General features: G+C 64.5%; 29 protein-coding genes. 26 read left to right on the top strand and 3 right to left on the bottom strand.

What is annotated here, in order from left to right; all coding sequences use genetic code 11:
• The first annotated feature begins 258 nt into the window (after positions 1-258).
• From IFU40_RS15885 to IFU40_RS15865, 5 genes are all read left to right on the top strand, one after another.
• Positions 259-2,331 carry a glycosyltransferase gene (locus tag IFU40_RS15885; RefSeq protein ID WP_191926941.1) on the top strand — a complete coding sequence of 691 codons (2,073 nt, stop codon included), beginning with the start codon at positions 259-261 and terminating at the stop codon, positions 2,329-2,331.
• Positions 2,328-3,449, top strand: a complete 1,122-nt coding sequence (locus IFU40_RS15880) for a glycosyltransferase (protein ID WP_191926940.1) — start codon at positions 2,328-2,330, stop codon at positions 3,447-3,449. Before IFU40_RS15885 ends, IFU40_RS15880 begins: the two co-directional genes overlap by 4 nt.
• Before the next feature lie 314 nt (positions 3,450-3,763).
• Positions 3,764-4,561, top strand: coding sequence for a glycosyltransferase (locus IFU40_RS15875; RefSeq protein WP_198424694.1), 798 nt, complete (start codon positions 3,764-3,766; stop codon positions 4,559-4,561).
• Positions 4,548-5,453, top strand: a complete 906-nt coding sequence (locus tag IFU40_RS15870) for a glycosyltransferase family 2 protein (RefSeq protein ID WP_191926938.1) — start codon at positions 4,548-4,550, stop codon at positions 5,451-5,453. The genes IFU40_RS15875 and IFU40_RS15870 overlap by 14 nt, the downstream gene beginning before the upstream one ends.
• Positions 5,450-6,502: a hypothetical protein gene (locus tag IFU40_RS15865; RefSeq protein ID WP_191926937.1), complete on the top strand. Its 1,053-nt coding sequence runs from the start codon at positions 5,450-5,452 to the stop codon at positions 6,500-6,502. The genes IFU40_RS15870 and IFU40_RS15865 overlap by 4 nt, the downstream gene beginning before the upstream one ends.
• Here IFU40_RS15865 and IFU40_RS15860 read toward each other — a convergent pair.
• The 3 genes from IFU40_RS15860 to IFU40_RS17280 all read right to left on the bottom strand — a co-directional run bounded on the left by IFU40_RS15860 (position 6,492) and on the right by IFU40_RS17280 (position 10,110).
• On the bottom strand, positions 6,492-7,547 hold the full coding sequence (locus tag IFU40_RS15860) for a glycosyltransferase (protein WP_191926936.1): 1,056 nt from the start codon (positions 7,545-7,547) through the stop codon (positions 6,492-6,494). The two genes, IFU40_RS15865 and IFU40_RS15860, sit on opposite strands and share 11 nt — an antisense overlap.
• 31 nt (positions 7,548-7,578) lie before the next feature.
• Positions 7,579-9,681 carry a hypothetical protein gene (locus IFU40_RS15855; RefSeq protein WP_156458703.1) on the bottom strand — a complete coding sequence of 701 codons (2,103 nt, stop codon included), beginning with the start codon at positions 9,679-9,681 and terminating at the stop codon, positions 7,579-7,581.
• A gap of 171 nt (positions 9,682-9,852) precedes the next feature.
• The gene (locus IFU40_RS17280) at positions 9,853-10,110 is read right to left on the bottom strand and encodes a DUF732 domain-containing protein (RefSeq protein ID WP_162239394.1); all 258 of its coding nucleotides are present in this window, start codon (positions 10,108-10,110) and stop codon (positions 9,853-9,855) included.
• Between the two features lie 373 nt (positions 10,111-10,483).
• Here IFU40_RS17280 and IFU40_RS15845 point away from each other — a divergent pair, with 373 nt between their 5' ends.
• The 21 genes from IFU40_RS15845 (at position 10,484) to rplO (ending at position 20,624) form a co-directional block, all read left to right on the top strand.
• Positions 10,484-10,702: a hypothetical protein gene (locus IFU40_RS15845; protein WP_191916657.1), complete on the top strand. Its 219-nt coding sequence runs from the start codon at positions 10,484-10,486 to the stop codon at positions 10,700-10,702.
• A gap of 434 nt (positions 10,703-11,136) precedes the next feature.
• Positions 11,137-11,445, top strand: coding sequence for a 30S ribosomal protein S10 (gene rpsJ / locus IFU40_RS15840; RefSeq protein ID WP_013584016.1), 309 nt, complete (start codon positions 11,137-11,139; stop codon positions 11,443-11,445).
• Between the two features lie 8 nt (positions 11,446-11,453).
• Positions 11,454-12,113: a 50S ribosomal protein L3 gene (gene rplC, locus IFU40_RS15835; RefSeq protein ID WP_055833690.1), complete on the top strand. Its 660-nt coding sequence runs from the start codon at positions 11,454-11,456 to the stop codon at positions 12,111-12,113.
• A gap of 2 nt (positions 12,114-12,115) precedes the next feature.
• The gene (gene rplD, locus IFU40_RS15830) at positions 12,116-12,778 is read left to right on the top strand and encodes a 50S ribosomal protein L4 (protein WP_055833692.1); all 663 of its coding nucleotides are present in this window, start codon (positions 12,116-12,118) and stop codon (positions 12,776-12,778) included.
• Positions 12,775-13,074, top strand: a complete 300-nt coding sequence (rplW, locus tag IFU40_RS15825) for a 50S ribosomal protein L23 (protein ID WP_055833695.1) — start codon at positions 12,775-12,777, stop codon at positions 13,072-13,074. The genes rplD and rplW overlap by 4 nt, the downstream gene beginning before the upstream one ends.
• A gap of 24 nt (positions 13,075-13,098) precedes the next feature.
• On the top strand, positions 13,099-13,938 hold the full coding sequence (rplB, locus tag IFU40_RS15820) for a 50S ribosomal protein L2 (RefSeq protein WP_055833696.1): 840 nt from the start codon (positions 13,099-13,101) through the stop codon (positions 13,936-13,938).
• 12 nt (positions 13,939-13,950) lie between these two features.
• Positions 13,951-14,232: a 30S ribosomal protein S19 gene (gene rpsS, locus IFU40_RS15815; RefSeq protein WP_013584011.1), complete on the top strand. Its 282-nt coding sequence runs from the start codon at positions 13,951-13,953 to the stop codon at positions 14,230-14,232.
• Between the two features lie 25 nt (positions 14,233-14,257).
• Positions 14,258-14,656, top strand: coding sequence for a 50S ribosomal protein L22 (rplV, locus tag IFU40_RS15810; protein ID WP_055833699.1), 399 nt, complete (start codon positions 14,258-14,260; stop codon positions 14,654-14,656).
• On the top strand, positions 14,656-15,414 hold the full coding sequence (gene rpsC, locus IFU40_RS15805) for a 30S ribosomal protein S3 (RefSeq protein ID WP_055833702.1): 759 nt from the start codon (positions 14,656-14,658) through the stop codon (positions 15,412-15,414). The genes rplV and rpsC overlap by 1 nt, the downstream gene beginning before the upstream one ends.
• A complete protein-coding gene (gene rplP / locus IFU40_RS15800) occupies positions 15,414-15,833 on the top strand; it encodes a 50S ribosomal protein L16 (RefSeq protein WP_055833705.1) in 420 nt (139 codons plus the stop codon). The genes rpsC and rplP overlap by 1 nt, the downstream gene beginning before the upstream one ends.
• Positions 15,833-16,144 (top strand): 50S ribosomal protein L29, encoded by a 312-nt coding sequence (gene rpmC / locus IFU40_RS17115; protein ID WP_013584007.1) that lies wholly within the window; start codon positions 15,833-15,835, stop codon positions 16,142-16,144. The genes rplP and rpmC overlap by 1 nt, the downstream gene beginning before the upstream one ends.
• Complete coding sequence (gene rpsQ / locus IFU40_RS15790) at positions 16,144-16,476, top strand: 30S ribosomal protein S17 (RefSeq protein WP_070408572.1); 333 nt, start codon at positions 16,144-16,146, stop codon at positions 16,474-16,476. The genes rpmC and rpsQ overlap by 1 nt, the downstream gene beginning before the upstream one ends.
• Positions 16,477-16,510: 34 nt before the next feature.
• The gene (gene rplN, locus IFU40_RS15785; RefSeq protein WP_055833708.1) at positions 16,511-16,879 is read left to right on the top strand and encodes a 50S ribosomal protein L14; all 369 of its coding nucleotides are present in this window, start codon (positions 16,511-16,513) and stop codon (positions 16,877-16,879) included.
• A 2-nt stretch (positions 16,880-16,881) separates the two neighbouring features.
• Complete coding sequence (gene rplX / locus IFU40_RS15780; RefSeq protein WP_055833711.1) at positions 16,882-17,241, top strand: 50S ribosomal protein L24; 360 nt, start codon at positions 16,882-16,884, stop codon at positions 17,239-17,241.
• Positions 17,242-17,243: 2 nt separating this feature from the next.
• Entirely contained in the window at positions 17,244-17,834 is a 591-nt protein-coding gene (rplE, locus tag IFU40_RS15775; protein WP_055833716.1) for a 50S ribosomal protein L5, read from the top strand.
• 90 nt (positions 17,835-17,924) lie between these two features.
• On the top strand, positions 17,925-18,323 hold the full coding sequence (rpsH, locus tag IFU40_RS15770; RefSeq protein ID WP_055833719.1) for a 30S ribosomal protein S8: 399 nt from the start codon (positions 17,925-17,927) through the stop codon (positions 18,321-18,323).
• Positions 18,324-18,330: 7 nt separating this feature from the next.
• Positions 18,331-18,867: a 50S ribosomal protein L6 gene (gene rplF, locus IFU40_RS15765; RefSeq protein ID WP_055833722.1), complete on the top strand. Its 537-nt coding sequence runs from the start codon at positions 18,331-18,333 to the stop codon at positions 18,865-18,867.
• A gap of 2 nt (positions 18,868-18,869) precedes the next feature.
• Positions 18,870-19,229, top strand: a complete 360-nt coding sequence (gene rplR, locus IFU40_RS15760; RefSeq protein WP_055833725.1) for a 50S ribosomal protein L18 — start codon at positions 18,870-18,872, stop codon at positions 19,227-19,229.
• On the top strand, positions 19,226-19,906 hold the full coding sequence (rpsE, locus tag IFU40_RS15755; RefSeq protein WP_070408571.1) for a 30S ribosomal protein S5: 681 nt from the start codon (positions 19,226-19,228) through the stop codon (positions 19,904-19,906). The genes rplR and rpsE overlap by 4 nt, the downstream gene beginning before the upstream one ends.
• The gene (rpmD, locus tag IFU40_RS15750) at positions 19,906-20,091 is read left to right on the top strand and encodes a 50S ribosomal protein L30 (protein ID WP_013583998.1); all 186 of its coding nucleotides are present in this window, start codon (positions 19,906-19,908) and stop codon (positions 20,089-20,091) included. The genes rpsE and rpmD overlap by 1 nt, the downstream gene beginning before the upstream one ends.
• Entirely contained in the window at positions 20,091-20,624 is a 534-nt protein-coding gene (gene rplO, locus IFU40_RS15745; protein WP_070408570.1) for a 50S ribosomal protein L15, read from the top strand. The genes rpmD and rplO overlap by 1 nt, the downstream gene beginning before the upstream one ends.
• Positions 20,625-20,693 lie beyond the last annotated feature (69 nt).

Below are 20,693 nucleotides of genomic sequence, written 5' to 3'. Positions count from 1 at the left end.
ACGGTCACGCGCGTCCACGACGATCGTAGGTCACGGAGAACCTGCGCGCGCGCACTACCCATCCGTCGGCCGGTTCGCGGCGTGAGGATGCCGGTGGCGGGTGGCTTTCTTTGCGCTCGTCTAGAATGAAACACGATCGCGTCGTGTGCCAGATTGTGCGTCGTTGACAGAGATGGGGGCTTCGAGGCGATGGTGAACCCGAGAAAACTAATGGTGTCCGCGGCGGAGCGGGTTCGAGCAGCCGCGTTGAATGCATCCGTGCACGGTGCGCTCCTCGGCCGCCGGCAGGGTCGGTACCACGTTCTGTTCGCAGCTCCCGGCGGAGGAAACATCGGCGACCAGGCAATGGCTGACGTATTTTGCGAGCAGGTCGTCGGCGACGTCCGCGTGCTCCTGGTCAAGCCCGATGCCGTAATCGTCCCGCAGTATGGCGAGGGTTCCCGGCGTGGGGTCGTGATCGAAGGACTGATGTCGCGCAATCCGCTCACTTTCGTCGCCGCATTCGCCCGCCTCGCGCGGCTGCTGCGGGGCGCCTCCAGCTTGTCGGTGACGGGCGCGGACATCATGGACGGCGGCTACAACTCGTTCGCGAGCTTGTTCCGGTGGAGACTTGCGCTGGCCGCTCAGCGGGGTGGTCTGCAGACCCGAATACTTGGCTTCAGTTGGAATGGTCGCGCGTCTCGCCCGGTCTCCCACGCGGCTGCCAGGGCTGCTCGCGCAGGGGTCCGGCTCTATGTTCGCGACCCTCTCAGTCGAGCCCGCATGGCGAAGGCCTCGATCGGTCCGACCTACGAAGCTAGCGACACGGTCTTCGCGCTGGGTCAGCAAGATCGAGACACCGACGTCTACCGCCTTCTTAGCCAGGCTCGAGAAGGCGGCGAGCGCATTGCGCTCGTGAATGCCAGCGCGCTCGTGTCGAAGCGTGTGGACCAGCCCCGGGAGTATCAGGTCGTTCTGAATGCCCTACGCGACAGCGGTTATCTTCCCGTTCTCTTGCCTCACGTCCACCGGGGTCCCGGCGGTGACATGAAGGCTGTTCAGGATGTCGTTGCGGCCACTCCCGACGCTCCGTGGTACGTGGTCGAGGAACTCCTGCGACCGGCGCAGATCCGGGCTCTTCTGTCGCTGACGGACGTTGTCGTCACCGGTCGGATGCACCTCGGCATCATGGCCTTGTCAATGGGAAAGCCAGCATTCATCATCTCGACCCAGGGCAAAGTCGAGGGTCTGGGCGAGCTTTTCGAATGTCCTGAGATCGCGGTCGCGGCCGACTCCGGTCTGGGAAACGTCATCGCTGAGCGCATCGCGGATTCTCCTCTTCTCCATTCGATGGGTCATCGGATTGCTGAGCGCTTGCCCCTCGCCAGCTCGCTGTCGATGCAGAACTTCGAAGGGCTGATCGGAAGGCGATCGGAGCGAGCCCCGGTCGGCGACCCGGATCACATCAATGAGACGTCCCGGGTGTCGGTGATCGTTCCCACGCACAGGCGGGCGTCGTTCCTCCCCGCGTCCATCGGGTCTGTTCTGGCGCAATCGCGACCGCCCGTAGAGATCATCGTCTGCAGTGACGTGGCTGACGAGGACACGGAGAAGGCCGTCGCCGACTTGGCGGCGACGACAGACGTCCCCATCCACTACGTCCACGACCCGGAGACTGTCGGTGGGGCCTCTGCTTCGAGGAACGGTGGAGCGAAGGTTGCTCAAGGAGATGTCCTCGCATTCCTGGACGATGACGACTCTTGGGAGCCTGGCTACCTTCTCGCCGCGATCCAGGCGGGGTCCGCAGCCCGGACGGACATGGCCGTCGTGGCGCGCTGGATGGTCAAGGGGGATACGCGTGTCGAAGCGCCCACCCTCGAACCCAATAAGTCCGCTCAGGATGTCGTCGCGGTGAGTCTGGGGACGACCGGGAGCAATATGGTGCTCACGCGCCGGGCGTTCGATCGCTCAGGCGGTTTCGATGAGTCGATCCCCGTCAAGAACGACACGGACTTTTTCTTCAGGTTCCTGCTCGCAGGACATACTTATGTGTCGGTGTCGGATCGTTTGGCGCTCCAGGTGAAGCACGGTACCGGGCAGCTGACAGGGAACACCGAGCGCAGGGCTGCCGGGACGAAAACCTATATGGCCAAGCATGCAGTACATCTCCGTGCTCGCGACAGGCGTCATCTTCGCCTGTCCTACTTCCGGATCCGGTACCACCTCGCGAAGAACCCCTTGACGAAGTACATGTACCTGGCCATGGCCTTGATCAACTACTCGCCGAAGAAGTACCTGGAGGAACGATCCGTAAGACGGGCGTGGATTGAGCTGGAGGGCGCGGGCAAGTGAGTCGCAATTCATCGAAGCGTCGTAGCGTCGCCATTCTGGGGACCCGTGGGTATCCAAGTTTCTACGGCGGTTTTGAGACCGCCGTCCGTGTTCTGGCGCCCTATCTCGCGGAGAATGACTGGGACGTGACCGTCTACGGTCGTCCCGGAGGGACGGTCGCTCCTGACTTTGCTGTCGATCCCCGTGTTACGTCGCGGGCGACGCGAGGGATCGAGACCAAGTCCCTCAGCACTCTGTCCTACGGATTCACTTCGTCCCTCGATGCGATGAGGCGTCGTCCAGACGTCGCTCTTGTCATGAACGTCGCGAACGGGTACTGGCTGCCGTTGCTCAAGGCAAGGGGGATCCCGACGGTCGTCAACGTCGACGGCATCGAGTGGGAGCGGGACAAGTGGGGGCGTGTCGCTAAGACTGTATTCAGAACCGGTGCCGCTGCGACCGCGCGCTGGGCTGATTCGCTGGTTTTCGACGCCGTCGCGATAGGCGACTATTGGGCGAAGGAGTTCAACAAGAGCGGCGTTTTCATCCCCTACGGGGGTGACATCCCCGGGCCGCTCCCTGTGCCGCTGGACATGGAAAGCACACGGTACGTTCTCGCGGTCGCGCGATTCGTTCCTGAGAATACAATCAATGAGTTCTTCGACGCCGTCCCCGTGATCGCACGTCGGCATCCTGTCGTTATCGTCGGGTCGTCGGGCTACGGGGGAGGTTTCGACCAGCGTGCCAAGGCGCTGGCTGAGTCACACGCAAACGTAACGTGGCTGGGCCATGTCCGCGATGACACCCTTCTCCTCGCGCTGTGGCAGCACAGCGGGGTGTACTTTCATGGGCACAGCGTCGGGGGCACCAATCCCGCGCTCGTACAGGCGATGGCCTGCGGAGCGTCGGTGGTGGCCCGCGACACCGTTTTCAATCGAGAAGTACTCTCGCCCTCGGGCGGCAAGTTCGTCCAACCCCAGCCACAGGCGATCGCCGACACCGTAAACGCGCTCATGGACAACCCCGGCGAGCGGGCTCGTCTATCGGGCGTCGTGGCGGCGCGGGCCGCTGAAATGTACTCGTGGGAGCTAGTGAGCGCTTCGTACGAAGCCGAACTCGATCGTGTGAGGCGGAAGTGATCATGGATCAGAGCATTGCGACGTTCCCCATGCATGGGCAGCGCAAATTGTCTAACGAGGGTTATCGCACGAGAGACGGCCACTTCATCGAGTGGTTCGGGCGCCTCCTTTCAGGTCAAGGCCCCGTCGCGGTCCGGTCGCGGCCGGAGCCGCAGGTCCTCCGCCCCGCGTATCGCGCAGGCGCACTCGCGGACAACACGTTCGCCGTCGACAGTTGGAGTTGGCGCGTTCCTGCGAGGGGCCCGCGACAGAGGTGGTGGTGGACCTCTCGCGATTCGTACAGCGCGCAGGGCTTAGGCGGATCTGCTCCCGTCGTGATCTGGAATCCCTTCGTCAGCGTGTCGAATGTGTGGAACGTTGTCGCTGACGAGAACCGTAAGGTCGCCTTCGACATGCTCGATGACTGGACTGATCACTACGCCTTCAAGGCCATCGAAAGCGAGGTCCGGCTTGCGTATCAACGACTGTTCGACCGCGTTGACGTGGTCACCGCGAACTCCGAGGCCACCTTGGCGACCGCACAAGCGTTCGGTAGGTCCGACGCGCAACTGGTTACTAACGGCTGCGACCCAGAGCGATTCCCGACAGAGTCGCTTGCCAAGGGCCCGACAACGGTTGGTTATGTTGGCAAGATCGGAAAGCGTGTCGATCTCGATTTGGTCCTTCGCGTAGCGGCGGCGTTCCCGCAAATCTCGTTCACCTTTGCGGGTCCGATTCTCGATAGGGAGTACGAGGCGCCTCTCCGCTCGCAAAGCAACATTCGTTTGCTGGGCGACGTGCATTATGACCGAGTTCCCGCGCTGCTCCAGACTTTCGACGTCGGATGGGTGCCGCACCGCGTCGGTGAGGGCGAGGTCGGCGGAGACGTCATCAAGACCTACGAGTACAGGGCGGCGGGACTGCCTGTCGTGACGACGCCCGTGCTCGGGGCCAATGACCGCGGTTTAACGGGTGTGCGCGTCGCTGACAGGGATTCGCAAGAAGCTGTCTTCGCTACCTTGGTCGCAGGCGGCGCCCGCGTTCCGCGCGAGACGACAACGATTCCTTCAGGAACCACATGGCGCTACAAGGCCGTCTCACTTCTCGATCGGCTCGGCGTTGAGCACTCCTGAGCCCGTCGCGATTTGCGTCGCGACATATCAGCGACCCGAACAATTGCGCACCCTCCTAGCATCACTCCAAGACCTCATCGCTCCGGGGCCGTTTCGCGTGTACGTGGTCGACAACGACGCGGCTGGGACCGCAGAGCAGGTAGCGAGCGAGTCAATTCTTGACCTGGTCTATCTGCAAGAGCCCACCCCCGGCATCGTGGCGGCTCGAAACGCGGCGCTGATGAACTCCACGGAGCCGATCCTCGCCTTCATCGATGATGACGAGTATCCAGATGCCTCCTGGTTGGCTACTCTCCGGGCTTGTATGGACTCCAGCGACGCGGATGCGGTTTGGGGTCCGGTGGTGTCCGTTTTCCCGGCCGAGACCCCGGAGTGGGTTCACGAAGGCGGGTTCTTCAGCAGGTCGAGATACCCGACGGGCACCGTTTTCGATCAAGCCGCGACGAATAACGTGCTTGTTCGTCGGACGGCGGTGGAGCAACTAGAGCTCCCTCGGTTCGATGAACGGTTCTCGGCGAGCGGTGGCAGTGACTCCCATCTCTTTCACCGCATCCATAACAAGGGCGGCAAGATCGTGTGGTGCGACGAGGCGATCGTCTACGAAGACGTTCCTCTCAGTCGCATGAGCGTCGCTTGGCTGCGTCAGCGCGCCCGGCGCACGGGAAACGTGCGAGGTCGACTTCTGGTGGAAGACGGTCATCGTCTCAGAGCGTGGATCGAAGGCTCCGCACGGCTGGCAGTTGGATTCCTGCGAATGTCAGCGGATCGGGTTCGACGAGTTCCCGTCAACAGTGCCTCACTCAATACGTGGATGCGGGGATGGGGTGTTCTCGATGCGGCGCGGGGACGCGTGGTGATCGAGTACCGACGCCCGCAAGGAGATCAATCATGAAGGCATTCATCGCCGCCCACGGGCAGGCGGACAATCTGGGCGATTCGGTACTGCGTCGGGCGATGCTCGACGTGTTCATCCACCCTGGAATCAAGCGCCACGTACTCGTCGGCCAGAGCGTGGGCGACTATGCGGCGGGCCTAGGCCTGACCGACGGCGACGAAGTGTACGAGTCCAGGGGGAGTTGGCAGCGGGCAGCTCTCTCCGCAGGCGTGTCGAGCCGGGTTGGTTTTGTCACCAACGCGGGAGAGGTCCAGCTCAACAGGAGACGCACCAAGATTGCTGTCGTTGACATCCCTACCGCGGCCATTGTGCGCGTGCGCGGGGGAGTGCCCATCCAGACCGGTATGGCCTTCCGCGAGCCACGCGGTTCCTTTCCCTGGCAGATAGCGGTCGTCTCGCGGCTCAGCAAGATCGCGACGTGGCGGGATCTACCGAGCCGCGACTTTGGGGGAACCGGCGAAGTGACACCGGACTGGGCGTTCGCCCTGAAGGGATCGGGCGAGGCCTCCGTGAGGAGAGACCTCCTCGTCGTGACCATGCGCGGCGACCGCCCTGAACCAACACCGGCATTCCTCGAGTCGGTGACGGCTCTCGCCCAGGCCAAGGGCCTGCGTCCCGTCGTGATTAATCAGGTTGTGAGGGACAAGGCACGATCGACTGCGATCGCCGACGCGCTGGGTGTGGAGTTCATCGCTCCCTGGTCCGGCGGTCCGCATCGAGAATTCGAGCGCGTCATCCGGGACGTCTATGCGCGCGCCGCAGTCGTGATGAGCGACCGACTGCACGCCCTTGTGATCGGGCTGACCGAGGGAGCGATACCCATCGGTACCACGAGCGGTTCGTCCGAAAAGCTTGACCGTACTTTCGCTGCCGCCGGGATTTACGATGTCTCCTTCGACTATCGCGATCTTGACGCGAACGCGATCGTGAGGCGTGGGCTGGCCACCGTCGATCGTGGCGAGGAATTGATTTCGGCGGCAGCGAACGCTCGGCTTCGCCTTGAGGAGCTCGGCCAGAGGGTACGCGCCGCGCTCGTCACCCGGTAGCGGGCCGGCTCTTGGGGACGAGACTCCGATACAGGGACGCATACTGTTCCCCTACGGCCGACCAGGACCGGCCTCGGAGCGCGCGCGCCCCTTCGCGAAGGGGCGCGGAGGACGCGAACTGCTCCACGGCTGCACTCAGGATCGCGGGGGTCAGATCGCCGTCATAGGTCTGCACCCATTGCGGTCCGGACTCGGCCATGAGGTCGTTCATGGTTGCTGACGTGGGTACGAGGATGGGAGTTCCGCAGCTCAAGGAGAGCAACGCGGCGCCGGAGTTGTACATGCGCCGATACGGCAGCACGACGAACCCACTCTCACGGATCTGAGCCACGAGCTCTTCGTACTCGAGCAGTTCGCCACGGAACTCCACCCCTGTCGCGCTTGCGCCCACGCGCTCGTCGACTGCGCGTCCATACTCGGGGTCCACCGGGCGTCCCATAACCGCAAGGCGTACGCGCTCGTCCACATGGCGGAGGGCATCGAACGCGTCGAGGAGTTGCTCGATGCCCTTATACGGGCGTAGAAGGCCGAACAGGAGCATGCGGTGTGGGTCGCGTTCCACCTGCACGTCGCCCATAAGTCGATCAGCGACCTGGCTGTAATCGCCGAACGGAATGAAGGCCGCCCCTCGTTCGTCGGGGGTGACCGATGGGTAGAGGTAGACCCGTCGAGCCGTAGCCCGTTCCCACCATCTCAGCAGAAGGGATTCAAGATGCTTCCCGCGCTCGTGCGGAGATTCATTATGTACGGTCCACACTGCGGGCTTCCGTCCGAACTGAATCCGAAGCAGCAATAGCGCGAAGAGAACGTACTTCAGCCAGCGGCGCGTGCGCGTGGAGGCGCGAATCGCCGATTCGGGCCAATGCAGATGTATGACGTCCCACTTGCCGATCAGGGCACGCCTCCAAGAGAACTTGACGACGTTGATGTCGTCGGGCAGCGCATCGACCAGCGCGTAGATCGGCGCGCGTGGATTGGTACCCTTCGACGGGCGCATGAGGACGTCGACAGATGGCCGGTAATCTTCCTGATGCGTACTCTTCACCACACCACTTTAACGACCCGTGGCTTCCATCTCAGGCGAGCTGCTGCCATATCCTGCCTGTCCAGACGAGCGACATCATGGAATTCGGAGTCATGCGGCGGTTGGCCCCACCTCGGAGGCTCGTCAAATAAGCGGCACCGTGTCGGACGGTCACCGTCGCCGAGCTCTCGCCCGAATTGACGACGTACAAGATCTGACCCGGAACGGCGCTCGCCACGAGGGCCGGCACGGTGCGCCCATCGGTTACGGTGCACAGAAGAATGATCTGCGGATCACCGGCACGATAGATGAGTCGAACCGTCTCGCTGTTGCTGACCTCATCCTGCCGGCGCGTAATCAATCGCGACGCTTGAGTCTTCGCCGTCCAATCGATGGTCGACCCTCGCGCGAACCCGACCGATGGCGTCGCGAGAGGCTCGCTCAGACGGACGTTTCTCACGGTCACCGTCACGGAGGACTCTCCCACCGCCACGCCCTGGACCCGCGCGGCGTCGCCGTCCCGCCATCGCAATTCAATCCCGTCGGCCACCATCTCGCCGGACTGACGACTCTGGAAGCCTCGCAGAGATGATCCCGAAGTGACGTTCTGCAGATCGATTGTCCAATCTCGCGCGCGCACAATACTGTTGCTCAGGATTGCTCCATTCGCGACGTCGTCCACCTGCTCGCGGGCCGTCGCGTGGAACCCGTCGACGTCGAGGACGATGTTGTTCGCCTGGAGAAATGGCATTGCGGAACCGCGGAGGGTGATGTTTCGCAGAAGCACATCCCTTGTCTCGCGACGGTTGTATTGCGAATGTGACGACGATGTCCGGGGGATGATCCGGATCCCGGTGCCGGTCAGACCGTCGCCGTGGAAGTCCGTGATCCGGTGTCCCCATGAGGCGTCAGCGCCGCTCGACTCGGTAATAACCTGGGCGCCCGTCGTGCATCGAACGGCCGCGCAGCTCTTGACCACATGTTTGCGCCCGCGGAGCGAGAACCCTTCACGGCTGTCGACGGCGATACAGTTGTCGAAGGTCACGAACTCGGAGCACGAGTGAGTATCGAAGGCTGCGGCGGATGCGCCGTGGCAGACCGAGTCGATGACGCGGGTTCCGTATGTCGCGCCGTAGAGGACAACGGACGAGTTTGCGGCGATCCGCGGTGTGTCATCGGAATATGCGTGGCGCACCCGCCGAGCATGCAGATTTCGGACCACCCCGTACGCACTCGAGTTGTCCAGGATTCCGTATCCGAACTGGCCGGCGGACGGATTGTCGACCGCACGATCAATCTGGACGTTCTCTATGTCGTAGGCGTAGCACCCGCGCATGAGAATGGCCGTCGCCGTCGAAACTCGCACGTGAATGTCGCGCACCGCGGGTCGCATGAGCGCGGACAACACGATCGTTGTCCCGCCCCAGCCAGCGTTGACGCCACTGGCGTCGGTGTCGACACGAAAACCTTCGAAACGGACGGGGACGTCCCGTAGCCGAGCAGCCCGAATGTTCGAAGTGAACTTGCCGTTCGGAGTACCCACCAGGATGGCCGAGTTCCCCGAGGTGCGATCAACGACCATGAAGTCGCCGACGCGCGACTTGTTGCTCGAGTCCTGTCTCACCTCAGGGATCTCATCGTCGGCAAAGACTTTGACGACGTCTCCACGCGACCATCCAGTAGCGGACGACATCGCCAACTGCACTCCGGGCTGTTGGCCACCGCCGAGCTCCACGGAGACCGGCGAGATTGAGGTCACGCGAATCGGGTCGTCGTAGACGCCCGTGAGAAGCACGGCAGATGAGGTCGGGTGCGCACGAACCAAGGTCGCCTCGTGACCGATGAGGCTGATGCTTTTACCCTCGTTCGAGAGAGTCGATGCGAGGCGGTATGTTCCCGCGGGTACGATCACGGTGCCGCCGTCCGGGCAAGCCGCGATCGCGGCCTTGAGGGCGGGAGCGGAGTCCCCGGCACCGCTCGGGTCTAGGCCCGGAAATCGTTCCGGAGTCGCGACGACTGCAATCTGATCTACCGTCTCGGCCTCGACCGCCGCCAGATCTGCTGCGGTGAGGGCTACCCGTCCGGCTTTCCCGTTTATGGACGAGACTGACCCGCTATCGGCTCTTGCGCGAGTGGGGAACGTGAGCGCGCCCACGCTGAGACCCCCGGCTGCTGCCATCCCCGCGGCGAGCAGCCGCCGGCGGGAATGGGACGCGTCATTCGAATCTGGCGATGGGGAGACAGTCATTGATCGTCCTCTTGTGTGCGGCTGTGTCGCGAGATGCTTCCCGCGCGAGAAAAGAAAGGAAGGTGGTCCGTCGGGGCGTCACCCGAATTGTGGACACAAGTTCTTCTGTGCTTCCGTGACGATCAGACTGTTGTTGGAACGTGCTGCATCCGAGTCCTCGCCGACGATGTAGATCTCTTCAAGGGGTTTACCTGTCTCAAGCTCTGAACAGGCGTTGTTTCCTAATTCGATCCACGTCGACTCAGATGCCTCTTGTCCTTGCCAGCCGTTTCTCGCCGCGTCTAGGAAGGCCTCCTCGGGGCCGATGGCGAGTTCCTCATCGGCCTCGGGACTCACCGGCTGCGCTTCGTTCGGCAGGTCTGGATCAGCCGAGCTCGTCGACTCCGTGGGTGAGGATTGAGGAACCCGCGGTGAAGTTGCGTCTTCCACGGGCGTGCTGGAGCTCGCGCCCTCGACAGTGCACCCGGCGCACACCGTCGCAACAATGAGCGCACAAACAGCTGCCTTAATCCCCCTCATAGGCTGAACTTTACGCGGGCGATAAGCGCGGAGGCGAATGTAAACCTGCTGTCGCGACCGAGTCCGAGCTCCGATGCCCTATCCAGCTGTTGCGGGGTTCACGCTGGGTGGTGTGCATCATCGGTCGTTCGTCGAGAATGAAGGTCGACACGCCGGCATCCCGCCGGCACCGGCACCGAGGGAGACGCACATGGGTGGCGTGGACGACATCATCGCGAAGGGCAAGAAGCTCCTCGACGAGAACCGCGACAAGATCGAAGAGGCGCTGAAGAGCGAGAAGGCCGAAGAGGTCAGCGACAAGGTCCTCGACGGCGCTGCCGAGGCCATCAAGAAGGTCGTGCCGACCGAGCATCACGCGAAGGTCGACGAGACGCGGGCCAACGTCGACAAGCACATCGGCAACGCCTGACGTCGCAGCTCTGCATCGACGCCGCTCCCGCGAACCGGGGCGGCGTCGTCGCGTTCGGGGTCGGCGATCCTGGGTATCCGCCGGGCGCGACACGCCCGGGTTTGCGACTCGCTTCGGGGCTACGTAGACTAATGCAGTTCCACATTCCGGCGTGCGCTCGGCGCGCGCCAGGATCACTGTCAGGGCAGTGCACAGGCGGCGCGAAAGCGCAGGGTCCTGGGCCGCCGGCAGCAGAACAGACACCGAGCCCCTTCCTTCATCGGATTCGCACGCGTGCGTGCGGGGTGGGCCGGATGCCATGGCATCCGGTTTGACAGCTGAACAGCGGTGCAGCATCTCTCGCGTGAGCGAGGGGAAGTGCCAGGGTGCGAGAGCACCACCGTGCGTCCAATGCCCCAGGTCGGGTAAGACGCGAGAAAGAGAGAGAGCAGACAATGGCGGGACAGAAGATCCGCATTCGCCTGAAGTCGTACGATCACGCCGGGCTGGACTCGTCGGCGCGCAAGATCGTCGACACCGTGACCCGTGCCGGTGCCACCGTGGTGGGCCCGGTTCCCCTTCCGACCGAGAAGAACGTCGTGTGCGTCATCCGGTCGCCCCACAAGTACAAGGACAGCCGCGAGCACTTCGAGATGCGCACCCACAAGCGCCTCATCGACATCATCGACCCGACGCCCAAGGCCGTCGACTCGCTGATGCGCCTCGACCTCCCGGCCGATGTCAACATCGAGATCAAGCTCTGAGGTTCGACATGTCTGACATCAACTCCAAGATCTCCAAGGGCCTTCTCGGCACCAAGCTCGGCATGACCCAGGTGTGGGACGAGAACGGCAAGCTCGTTCCCGTCACCGTCATCGAGGTCGCTCCGAACGTCGTGACCCAGCTGCGCTCGCTCGAGAAGGACGGCTACAACGCCGTTCAGATCGGCTACGGCCAGATCGACCCCCGCAAGGTGAACAAGCCCCTCACGGCTCACTTCGACGCCGCCGGCGTGACCCCGCGTCGCCACCTCACCGAGGTGCGCACGGCGGATGCCGCCGACTACTCGCTCGGCCAGGAGCTGACCGTTGACGGTCTCTTCGAAGCCGGCCAGCGCGTCGACGTCGTCGGCACCAGCAAGGGCAAGGGCACCGCGGGTGTCATGAAGCGTCACAACTTCAAGGGTGTGTCCGCTTCGCACGGTTCGCACCGCAACCACCGCAAGCCCGGCTCCATCGGCGCATCGTCGACCCCGAGCCGCGTCTTCAAGGGCATGCGCATGGCCGGCCGTATGGGTGGCGAGCGCGTGACCGTCCTCAACCTCACGGTGCACGCCGTCGACGCCGAGAAGGGCCTGATGCTCGTCAAGGGCGCTGTCCCCGGTGCTCGTGGCCGCATCGTCTACGTCCGCAACGCAGTGAAGGGTGCCTGATCATGGCTGACTCGACTCTCGCGCTCGACGTCGTGAAGGCCGACGGCAAGAAGGCAGGCTCCGTCGAGCTGCCCGCCGCGCTCTTCGACGTCAAGACGAACATTCCCCTCATCCACCAGGTCGTCGTGGCGCAGCGCGCCGCGGCACGCCAGGGCACGCACTCGACCAAGCGTCGTGGCGAGGTCTCGGGTGCCGGCCGCAAGCCCTTCAAGCAGAAGGGCACCGGTAACGCCCGTCAGGGCTCGATCCGCGCGCCGCACATGACCGGTGGTGGCATCGTCCACGGCCCCAAGCCGCGTGACTACAGCCAGCGCACGCCCAAGAAGATGATCGCCGCCGCCCTGCTGGGTGCGCTCAGCGACCGTGCTCGTGGGCAGCGTCTGCACATCGTCGACAGCTTCGCCATCGAGGGTGCCCCCTCGACCAAGGCTGCCGCTGCCGCGCTGAAGGCCTTCGGCGCCGTCAAGAACGTCCTCGTGGTCATCGACCGCGACGACGAGCTGACGGTGAAGAGCGTCCGCAACCTCGCGTACGTCCACGTGCTGACCGTCGGCCAGCTGAACACCTACGACGTGATCGTCTCCGACGACATCGTCTTCACCAAGGCCGCTTACGACGCGTTCGTCGCGTCGAAGTCCGCTGCCACCGAGGAGGTCTCGGCATGACCGCCGTCAACAAAGACCCGCGCGACATCATCCTGAAGCCGGTCGTCTCCGAGAAGAGCTACTCGCTCATCGACGAGGGCAAGTACACCTTCCTGGTGGACCCGCGCTCCTCGAAGACCGAGATCAAGCTCGCCATCGAGAAGATCTTCGGCGTCAAGGTGGCCTCGGTCAACACGATCAACCGCGTCGGCAAGGCCCGTCGCACCCGCTTCGGCACCGGCAAGCGCAAGGACACCAAGCGCGCCATCGTGTCGCTCAAGTCGGGCACCATCGACATCTTCACGTCTGTCGGCTGACGGTCGGGATAGAGGACAAGAACAATGGCTATTCGCAAGTACAAGCCCACGACCCCCGGTCGCCGCGGCTCGTCGGTGGCCGACTTCGCCGAGATCACCCGATCGACGCCTGAGAAGTCGCTGCTGCGCCCCCTGTCGAAGACCGGTGGCCGCAACAACCAGGGCCGCATCACCACGCGTCACATCGGTGGTGGACACAAGCGTCAGTACCGTCTGATCGACTTCCGTCGTAACGACAAGGACGGCATCGACGCCAAGGTCGCTCACATCGAGTACGACCCCAACCGCACCGCGCGCATCGCGCTGCTGCACTACGCGGACGGCGAGAAGCGCTACATCATCGCGCCGAACAAGCTGTCGCAGGGCGATGTCGTCGAGTCGGGTGCCGGCGCTGACATCAAGCCCGGCAACAACCTGCCGCTGCGTAACATCCCCACCGGTACCGTGATCCACGCGATCGAGCTGCGTCCCGGTGGCGGCGCGAAGATGGCCCGTTCGGCGGGCGTCTCCGTGCGCCTCGTCGCCAAGGACGGCCCCTACGCGCAGCTGCGTCTGCCCTCGGGTGAGATCCGCAACGTCGACGTGCGCTGCCGCGCCACGATCGGCGAGGTCGGTAACGCCGAGCAGTCGAACATCAACTGGGGCAAGGCCGGCCGCAAGCGCTGGCTGGGCGTCCGCCCGACCGTGCGTGGTGTCGCCATGAACCCGGTCGACCACCCGCACGGTGGTGGTGAGGGTAAGACCTCCGGTGGTCGCCACCCCGTTTCGCCGTGGGGTAAGGCCGAAGGCCGCACCCGTCACGCGAACAAGGAAAGCGACAAGCTGATCGTCCGCCGTCGCACCGCCGGCAAGAAGCGTAAGTAGGAGTAGAGGAAGATGCCTCGCAGCCTTAAGAAGGGCCCCTTCGTCGACGAGCACCTGCTTCGCAAGGTCGTCTCGCAGAACGAAGCCGGTTCCAAGAACGTCATCAAGACCTGGTCGCGCCGTTCGATGATCATCCCCGCCATGCTGGGACACACCATCGCCGTGCACGACGGTCGCAAGCACATCCCCGTGTTCGTGACCGAGACCATGGTCGGTCACAAACTGGGCGAGTTCTCGCCCACCCGCACCTTCCGCGGCCACGTGAAGGACGACAAGAAGGGCCGCCGCCGCTGACGCGGTGGCGCTAGAGGAGAGAGAAATGGTGGAGTCCATCGCACGCGTGCGACACATCCGCGTGACCCCTCAGAAGGCTCGTCGTGTCGTCGCGCTCATCAAGGGCAAGCAGGCCGAAGAGGCCCTCGCCATCCTGAAGTTCGCGCCCCAGGGCGCGAGCGAGCCGATCTACAAGCTCGTCGCCTCGGCGATCGCGAACGCTCGCGTCACCGCTGACAAGACGAACGAATACCTGGATGACGCCGACCTGTACGTGAAGAACGCGTACGTCGACGAGGGCACGACGCTCAAGCGTTTCCGTCCCCGTGCACAGGGTCGCGCCTTCCAGATCAAGAAGCGCACGAGCCACATCACGGTCGTGCTCGCGACGCCGGAAGACGCTGCTGCGGCCCCGGCGCGCGCCAACAAGAAGGCGAGCAAGTAATGGGACAGAAGGTCAACCCGTACGGCTTCCGCCTCGGCATCACCACCGACCACGTGTCGCGGTGGTTCTCGGACTCGACGAAGGCCGGTCAGCGTTACGCCGACTACCTCGCCGAGGACATCAAGATCCGTCGCCTGCTGACCACCTCGCTTGACCGCGCCGGTGTCAGCAACATCGAGATCGAGCGCACGCGTGACCGCGTCCGCGTCGACATCCACACCGCCCGTCCGGGCATCGTGATCGGTCGCCGCGGCGCCGAGGCCGAGCGCATCCGTGCCGACCTCGAGAAGCTCACCAGCAAGCAGATCCAGCTGAACATCCTCGAGGTCAAGAACCCCGAGGCCGATGCTCAGCTCGTCGCGCAGGGTGTCGCCGAGCAGCTCACCGCTCGCGTGGCGTTCCGCCGCGCGATGCGCAAGGGCCTGCAGGGCGCGCAGCGTGCCGGCGCCAAGGGTGTCCGCATCCAGGTGTCGGGTCGCCTCGGCGGCGCCGAGATGAGCCGCTCGGAGTTCTACCGCGAAGGCCGTGTGCCCCTGCACACCCTGCGCGCGAACATCGACTACGGCTTCTACGAGGCCAAGACCACCTTCGGCCGCATCGGCGTGAAGGTCTGGATCTACAAGGGCGACCTCACCAACAAGGAGCTCGCCCGCGAGCAGGCCAACGCGCCCAAGTCCCGCGGTCGTGACGACCGCGGTGGCGACCGTCGTCGTGGTCCGCGCAACGAGGCCCCCGTGGCAGAAGGAGCGTCGGCGTAATGCTCATCCCCCGCAAGGTCAAGTACCGCAAGCAGCACCACCCCGGCCGTTCCGGCCAGGCCACCGGTGGCACCCAGGTGTCGTTCGGTGAGTACGGTATTCAGGCGCTGACCCCCGCTTACGTGACCAACCGTCAGATCGAGTCCGCTCGTATCGCCATGACGCGTCACATCAAGCGTGGCGGAAAGGTGTGGATCAACATCTACCCCGACCGCCCCCTCACCAAGAAGCCGGCCGAAACCCGCATGGGTTCCGGTAAGGGTTCGCCCGAGTGGTGGGTCGCGAACGTCAAGCCCGGCCGCGTCCTCTTCGAGGTCGCGGGTGTCGACGAGCAGCTCGCTCGTGAAGCACTGACCCGAGCCATTCACAAGCTGCCCCTGAAGGCACGCATCATCAAGCGCGAGGAGGGCGACGCGTAATGGCGATCGGCACCAAGCAGCTCGCCCCGAGCGAGCTCGACACGTTCGAAGACCAGCGCCTCGTCGAGGAGCTGCGTAAGGCCAAGGAAGAGCTGTTCAACCTGCGCTTCCAGTCGGCCACCGGCCAGCTCGAAAGCCACGGTCGCATCCGTGCAGTCAAGCGCGACATCGCGCGTCTGTACACCGTGATCCGTGAGCGCGAGCTCGGCATCCGCGCCACCCCGGCCCCGGTCGAGGCGACGAAGGCGAAGAAGAGCAAGGCGAAGAAGGCGGACGCCGCTGACGACGCCGCGAAGGAAGAGGCGGAGTAATGGCTACCGCGAAGAAGGCAGAGGCCGAGGCGCAGGTCGTCGGTCACGAGCACTCCGAGAACGATGTGCGCGACGAGAACGCCCGCGGTTACCGCAAGGCGCGTCGTGGCTACGTTGTCAGCGACAAGATGGACAAGACCATCGTCGTCGAGGTCGAAGACCGCGTGAAGCACCCGCTCTACGGCAAGGTCATCCGCCGCACCTCCAAGGTCAAGGCGCACGACGAGACCAACTCGGCGGGCATCGGCGACCTGGTCGTCATCAACGAGACCCGTCCGCTGAGCGCCACCAAGCGCTGGCGCCTGGTCGAGATCCTCGAGAAGGCCAAGTAAGCCTCGCGCTTACTTGGAACCCAAGGAGTAAAAAGTGATTCAGAACGAATCCCGGCTGAAGGTCGCCGACAACACCGGTGCCAAGGAGCTGCTCACCATCCGCGTGCTCGGCGGCTCCAACCGTCGTTACGCGGGCCTCGGTGACGTCATCGTCGCCACGGTCAAGGACGCGATCCCCGGTGGAAACGTCAAGAAGGGCGACGTGGTCAAGGCCGTCGTCGTCCGTGTCGTGAAGCAGACCCGCCGTCCCGACGGCTCATACATCAAGTTCGACGAGAACGCCGCCGTGATCCTGAAGAGCGACGGGGAGCCCCGCGGCACCCGCATCTTCGGACCCGTCGGTCGTGAGCTTCGTGACAAGAAGTTCATGAAGATCGTCTCGCTCGCCCCGGAGGTCATCTGATCATGGCGAAAATCAAGAAGGGTGACCTGGTTCAGGTCATCACGGGCGCCAAGCCCGAGCGTGGCGGCGACCGCGGCAAGCAGGGCAAGGTCCTCGAGATCCTGACCGAGCAGAACCGCGTCATCGTCGAAGGCGTGAACTACGTCACCAAGCACAACCGCGTGGGCCAGTCCCAGCGCGGCACCAAGACCGGTGGCATCGAGACGTTCGAAGCCCCGATCCACATCTCCAACGTCGCGCTCGTCGACCCCTCGACCAAGAAGCCGACCCGCGTCGGCCGCCGGGTCGAGGAGCAGGTGAAGGACGGCGTCAAGCGCACCGTCCGCGTGCGCTTCGCGAAGAAGTCAGGCAAGGACCTCTGAACATGAGCACCGTGACTGCCGCGGAGACTGGCAAGATCCAGCCCCGCCTGAAGCAGAAGTACAACGCCGAGATCAAGAAGGCTCTGCAGGAGGAGTTCGGTTACCCGAACGTCATGCAGATCCCCGGACTGGTCAAGGTCGTCGTGAACACCGGTGTCGGCGAGGCCGCTCGCGACAGCAAGGTGATCGATGGTGCGGTCGACGACCTCACCAAGATCACCGGCCAGAAGCCCGTCGTCACCAAGGCTCGCAAGTCCATCGCGCAGTTCAAGCTGCGTGAGGGTCAGGCGATCGGCGCGCACGTCACCCTCCGCGGTGACCGCGCGTGGGAGTTCGTGGACCGTCTCGTCAACCTCGCTCTGCCCCGTATCCGCGACTTCCGCGGTCTCTCGGCCAAGCAGTTCGACGGCAACGGCAACTACACCTTCGGTCTCCAGGAGCAGTCCGTGTTCCACGAGATCGATCAGGACCGCATCGACCGCGTGCGTGGATTCGACATCACCATCGTCACCACCGCGAAGACGGACGAGGAAGGCCGCTCGCTGCTGCGTCAGCTCGGCTTCCCCTTCCAGTCGGCCGACGCTCAGGCCTGAACTCGGGCCCCCGGGTTTCCGGGGGCCCCTCATCGAAGGTCGGCTGTCGCGTAACGGCAGTCGAAACCTCATGAACGAAAGAAGCAACACATGACGATGACAGACCCGGTCGCAGACATGCTGACCCGTCTGCGCAACGCGAACTCGGCTCACCACGACTCCGTGTCGATGCCGAACTCGAAGCTGAAGACGAACATCGCCCAGATCCTCAAGCAGGAGGGTTACATCGCCGACTGGACCGTCGAAGACGCCCGTGTCGGCCAGACCCTCAACATGACGCTGAAGTACGGCCCGAACCGCGAGCGGTCGATCGCCGGCATCAAGCGCGTCTCCAAGCCCGGCCTCCGCGTGTACGCGAAGTCGACCGAGGTCCCCACGGTCCTCGGCGGGCTCGGCGTCGCCATCCTGTCCACCTCCTCCGGTCTCCTCACCGACCGTCAGGCCGAGCAGAAGGGCGTCGGCGGGGAAGTCCTCGCCTACGTGTGGTGATCTGAGAATGTCGCGTATCGGACGTCTTCCCATCGACATCCCCGCTGGCGTCACCGTTTCGGTGAACGGCCGGGAGGTCGCCGTCAAGGGCCCCAAGGGCGAGCTCGAGCTCACCATTGCCCAGCCCCTCGAGGTGTCGGTCGAAGAGAACCAGGTTCTCGTCACCCGCCCCGACGATGAGCGCGAGTCGCGGTCGCTCCACGGCCTGACCCGCACGCTCATCAACAACAACATCATCGGTGTCACCCAGGGCTACACCAAGGGCCTCGAGGTTGTCGGTACGGGTTACCGCGTGGCGCAGAAGGGCAGCTCGATCGAGTTCGCCCTCGGCTTCTCGCACCCCGTCCTGATCGAGCCGCCCGCAGGTATCACCCTCACGGTCGAAGGCAACAACAAGGTCACCGTGAGCGGCATCGACAAGCAGGCCGTCGGCGAGGCCGCCGCCAACATCCGCAAGATCCGCAAGCCCGAGCCGTACAAGGGCAAGGGTGTGCGGTACGCGGGCGAGGTTGTGCGCCGCAAGGCCGGAAAGAGTGGTAAGTAGCCATGGCTGTCAAGACAAAGTCCGTCGCCCGTGCCCGTCGCCACGCGCGCCTTCGCAAGAAGGTCGTCGGCACCGAGCTGCGTCCCCGTCTCGTCGTGACGCGCTCGGCGCGCCACGTGTTCGTCCAGGTCGTGGACGACAGCAAGGGCCACACCGTGGCCTCTGCCTCCACCCTCGAGACCGACCTGCGCGGCTTCGACGGTGACAAGACCGCCAAGGCCCGCAAGGTCGGCGAGCTCGTCGCCGAGCGTGCCAAGGCCGTGGGCGTCGCCGACGTCGTGTTCGACCGTGGCGGTAACCGCTACGCCGGCCGTGTCGCCGCGATCGCCGACGGAGCTCGCGAAGGAGGGCTGAACCTGTGAGTGACAACAAGGAGACCGAAGTGACCGAGCAGACTGCACCGGTAGAGGGTGCGGCTGCGGCCACGGCCCCCGCCGAGCGTGAGCGCGAGCCGCGTCGCGGTGGTCGCGAGCGCAACACCAACCAGCGCGACCGTGGTTCGCGCGACCGCAACGAGAGCCAGTTCCTCGAGCGCGTCGTGACGATCAACCGCGTCTCGAAGGTGGTCAAGGGTGGTCGTCGCTTCAGCTTCACGGCGCTCGTCGTCGTGGGTGACGGCAACGGTGTCGTGGGTGTCGGTTACGGCAAGGCCCGCGAAGTCCCCCTCGCCATCTCCAAGGGTGTCGAAGAGGCCAAGCGCAACTTCTTCCGCGTTCCGCGTTCGGGTTCGACCATTCCCCACCCCGTCCAGGGTGAGGCTGCCGCCGGTGTGGTGCTGCTGCGCCCCGCCGCTGCCGGTACCGGTGTTATCGCCGGTGGTCCCGTCCGCGCCGTCCTCGAGTGCGCCGGCATCCACGATGTCCTGTCGAAGTCGCTCGGCTCGTCGAACACGATCAACATCGTGCACGCGACCGTCGCAGCCCTGAAGCAGCTCGAAGAGCCCCGCGCCGTGGCAGCCCGCCGTGGCCTGGAGTTCGACCAGGTCGCCCCGGCCCGCCTCGTGCGCGCCGAGGCCGCCGCCCAGAAGGTAGGTGCCTGATGGCCGAGCGTCTGAAGGTCACGCAGATCAAGTCCAAGGTGAGCGAGAAGCAGAACCAGCGTGACACGCTGCGTTCGCTCGGTCTCAAGCGGATCGGCGACTCGGTCGTCCGTCCCGACGACGCGCAGACGCGCGGTTACGTCAAGACCGTCGCCCACCTCGTCAAGGTTGAGGAGATCGACTAATGGCTGACAAGAAGGACGAGACCGCAACGGTCGCCGCCCCGAAGAAGGCCTCGGCCCGTAAGACGGCTGAGAAGAAGGAAGCCCCCGCGGCGCGCCCCGGCGTGCTGAAGGTCCACCACCTGCGTCCCGTCCCGGGAGCCCACAAGGCCAAGACCCGCGTGGGTCGCGGTGAGGGCTCGAAGGGTAAGACCGCCGGTCGCGGTACCAAGGGAACCAAGGCCCGCTACCAGGTCCGGGTCGGCTTCGAGGGTGGGCAGATGCCGCTGCACATGCGCACCCCGAAGCTCCGTGGCTTCAAGAACCCGTTCCGCGTCGAGTACCAGGTCGTGAACCTGGACAAGCTCGCCGAGCTCTACCCGCAGGGTGGCGACGTGACCGTCGCCGGCCTCGTGGCCAAGGGTGCCGTCCGCAAGAACGAGAAGGTCAAGGTGCTCGGCACCGGCGACATCTCGGTCGCGCTGACCGTCTCGGTCGACAAGGTCTCCGGCTCCGCTGAGCAGAAGATCGTCGCCGCCGGCGGTTCCGTCAACTGACGCACGACCCCTGAGGGGCCGGCGGCCTTACGGCCGTCGGCCCCTTCTGGGTTAGTCTGATTTGGTGTG

This window comes from Microbacterium sp. CFBP 13617, assembly GCF_014839445.1.
Classification (GTDB): domain Bacteria; phylum Actinomycetota; class Actinomycetes; order Actinomycetales; family Microbacteriaceae; genus Microbacterium.
Note: the sequence above shows the minus strand (reverse complement) of the source record. Positions and strands in the feature narration are given on the sequence as shown.

Excerpts from the sequence above, each read along its gene's own strand:
- IFU40_RS15865 (WP_191926937.1), top strand. The coding sequence starts at position 5,450 with ATGAAGGCATTCATCGCCGCCCACGGGCAGGCGGACAATCTGGGCGAT.
- IFU40_RS15845 (WP_191916657.1), top strand. The coding sequence starts at position 10,484 with ATGGGTGGCGTGGACGACATCATCGCGAAGGGCAAGAAGCTCCTCGAC.
- rpsJ (WP_013584016.1), top strand. The coding sequence starts at position 11,137 with ATGGCGGGACAGAAGATCCGCATTCGCCTGAAGTCGTACGATCACGCC.
- rplC (WP_055833690.1), top strand. The coding sequence starts at position 11,454 with ATGTCTGACATCAACTCCAAGATCTCCAAGGGCCTTCTCGGCACCAAG.
- rplD (WP_055833692.1), top strand. The coding sequence starts at position 12,116 with ATGGCTGACTCGACTCTCGCGCTCGACGTCGTGAAGGCCGACGGCAAG.
- rplW (WP_055833695.1), top strand. The coding sequence starts at position 12,775 with ATGACCGCCGTCAACAAAGACCCGCGCGACATCATCCTGAAGCCGGTC.
- rplB (WP_055833696.1), top strand. The coding sequence starts at position 13,099 with ATGGCTATTCGCAAGTACAAGCCCACGACCCCCGGTCGCCGCGGCTCG.
- rpsS (WP_013584011.1), top strand. The coding sequence starts at position 13,951 with ATGCCTCGCAGCCTTAAGAAGGGCCCCTTCGTCGACGAGCACCTGCTT.
- rplV (WP_055833699.1), top strand. The coding sequence starts at position 14,258 with ATGGTGGAGTCCATCGCACGCGTGCGACACATCCGCGTGACCCCTCAG.
- rpsC (WP_055833702.1), top strand. The coding sequence starts at position 14,656 with ATGGGACAGAAGGTCAACCCGTACGGCTTCCGCCTCGGCATCACCACC.
- rplP (WP_055833705.1), top strand. The coding sequence starts at position 15,414 with ATGCTCATCCCCCGCAAGGTCAAGTACCGCAAGCAGCACCACCCCGGC.
- rpmC (WP_013584007.1), top strand. The coding sequence starts at position 15,833 with ATGGCGATCGGCACCAAGCAGCTCGCCCCGAGCGAGCTCGACACGTTC.
- rpsQ (WP_070408572.1), top strand. The coding sequence starts at position 16,144 with ATGGCTACCGCGAAGAAGGCAGAGGCCGAGGCGCAGGTCGTCGGTCAC.
- rplX (WP_055833711.1), top strand. The coding sequence starts at position 16,882 with ATGGCGAAAATCAAGAAGGGTGACCTGGTTCAGGTCATCACGGGCGCC.
- rplE (WP_055833716.1), top strand. The coding sequence starts at position 17,244 with ATGAGCACCGTGACTGCCGCGGAGACTGGCAAGATCCAGCCCCGCCTG.
- rpsH (WP_055833719.1), top strand. The coding sequence starts at position 17,925 with ATGACGATGACAGACCCGGTCGCAGACATGCTGACCCGTCTGCGCAAC.
- rplF (WP_055833722.1), top strand. The coding sequence starts at position 18,331 with ATGTCGCGTATCGGACGTCTTCCCATCGACATCCCCGCTGGCGTCACC.
- rplR (WP_055833725.1), top strand. The coding sequence starts at position 18,870 with ATGGCTGTCAAGACAAAGTCCGTCGCCCGTGCCCGTCGCCACGCGCGC.
- rpmD (WP_013583998.1), top strand. The coding sequence starts at position 19,906 with ATGGCCGAGCGTCTGAAGGTCACGCAGATCAAGTCCAAGGTGAGCGAG.
- rplO (WP_070408570.1), top strand. The coding sequence starts at position 20,091 with ATGGCTGACAAGAAGGACGAGACCGCAACGGTCGCCGCCCCGAAGAAG.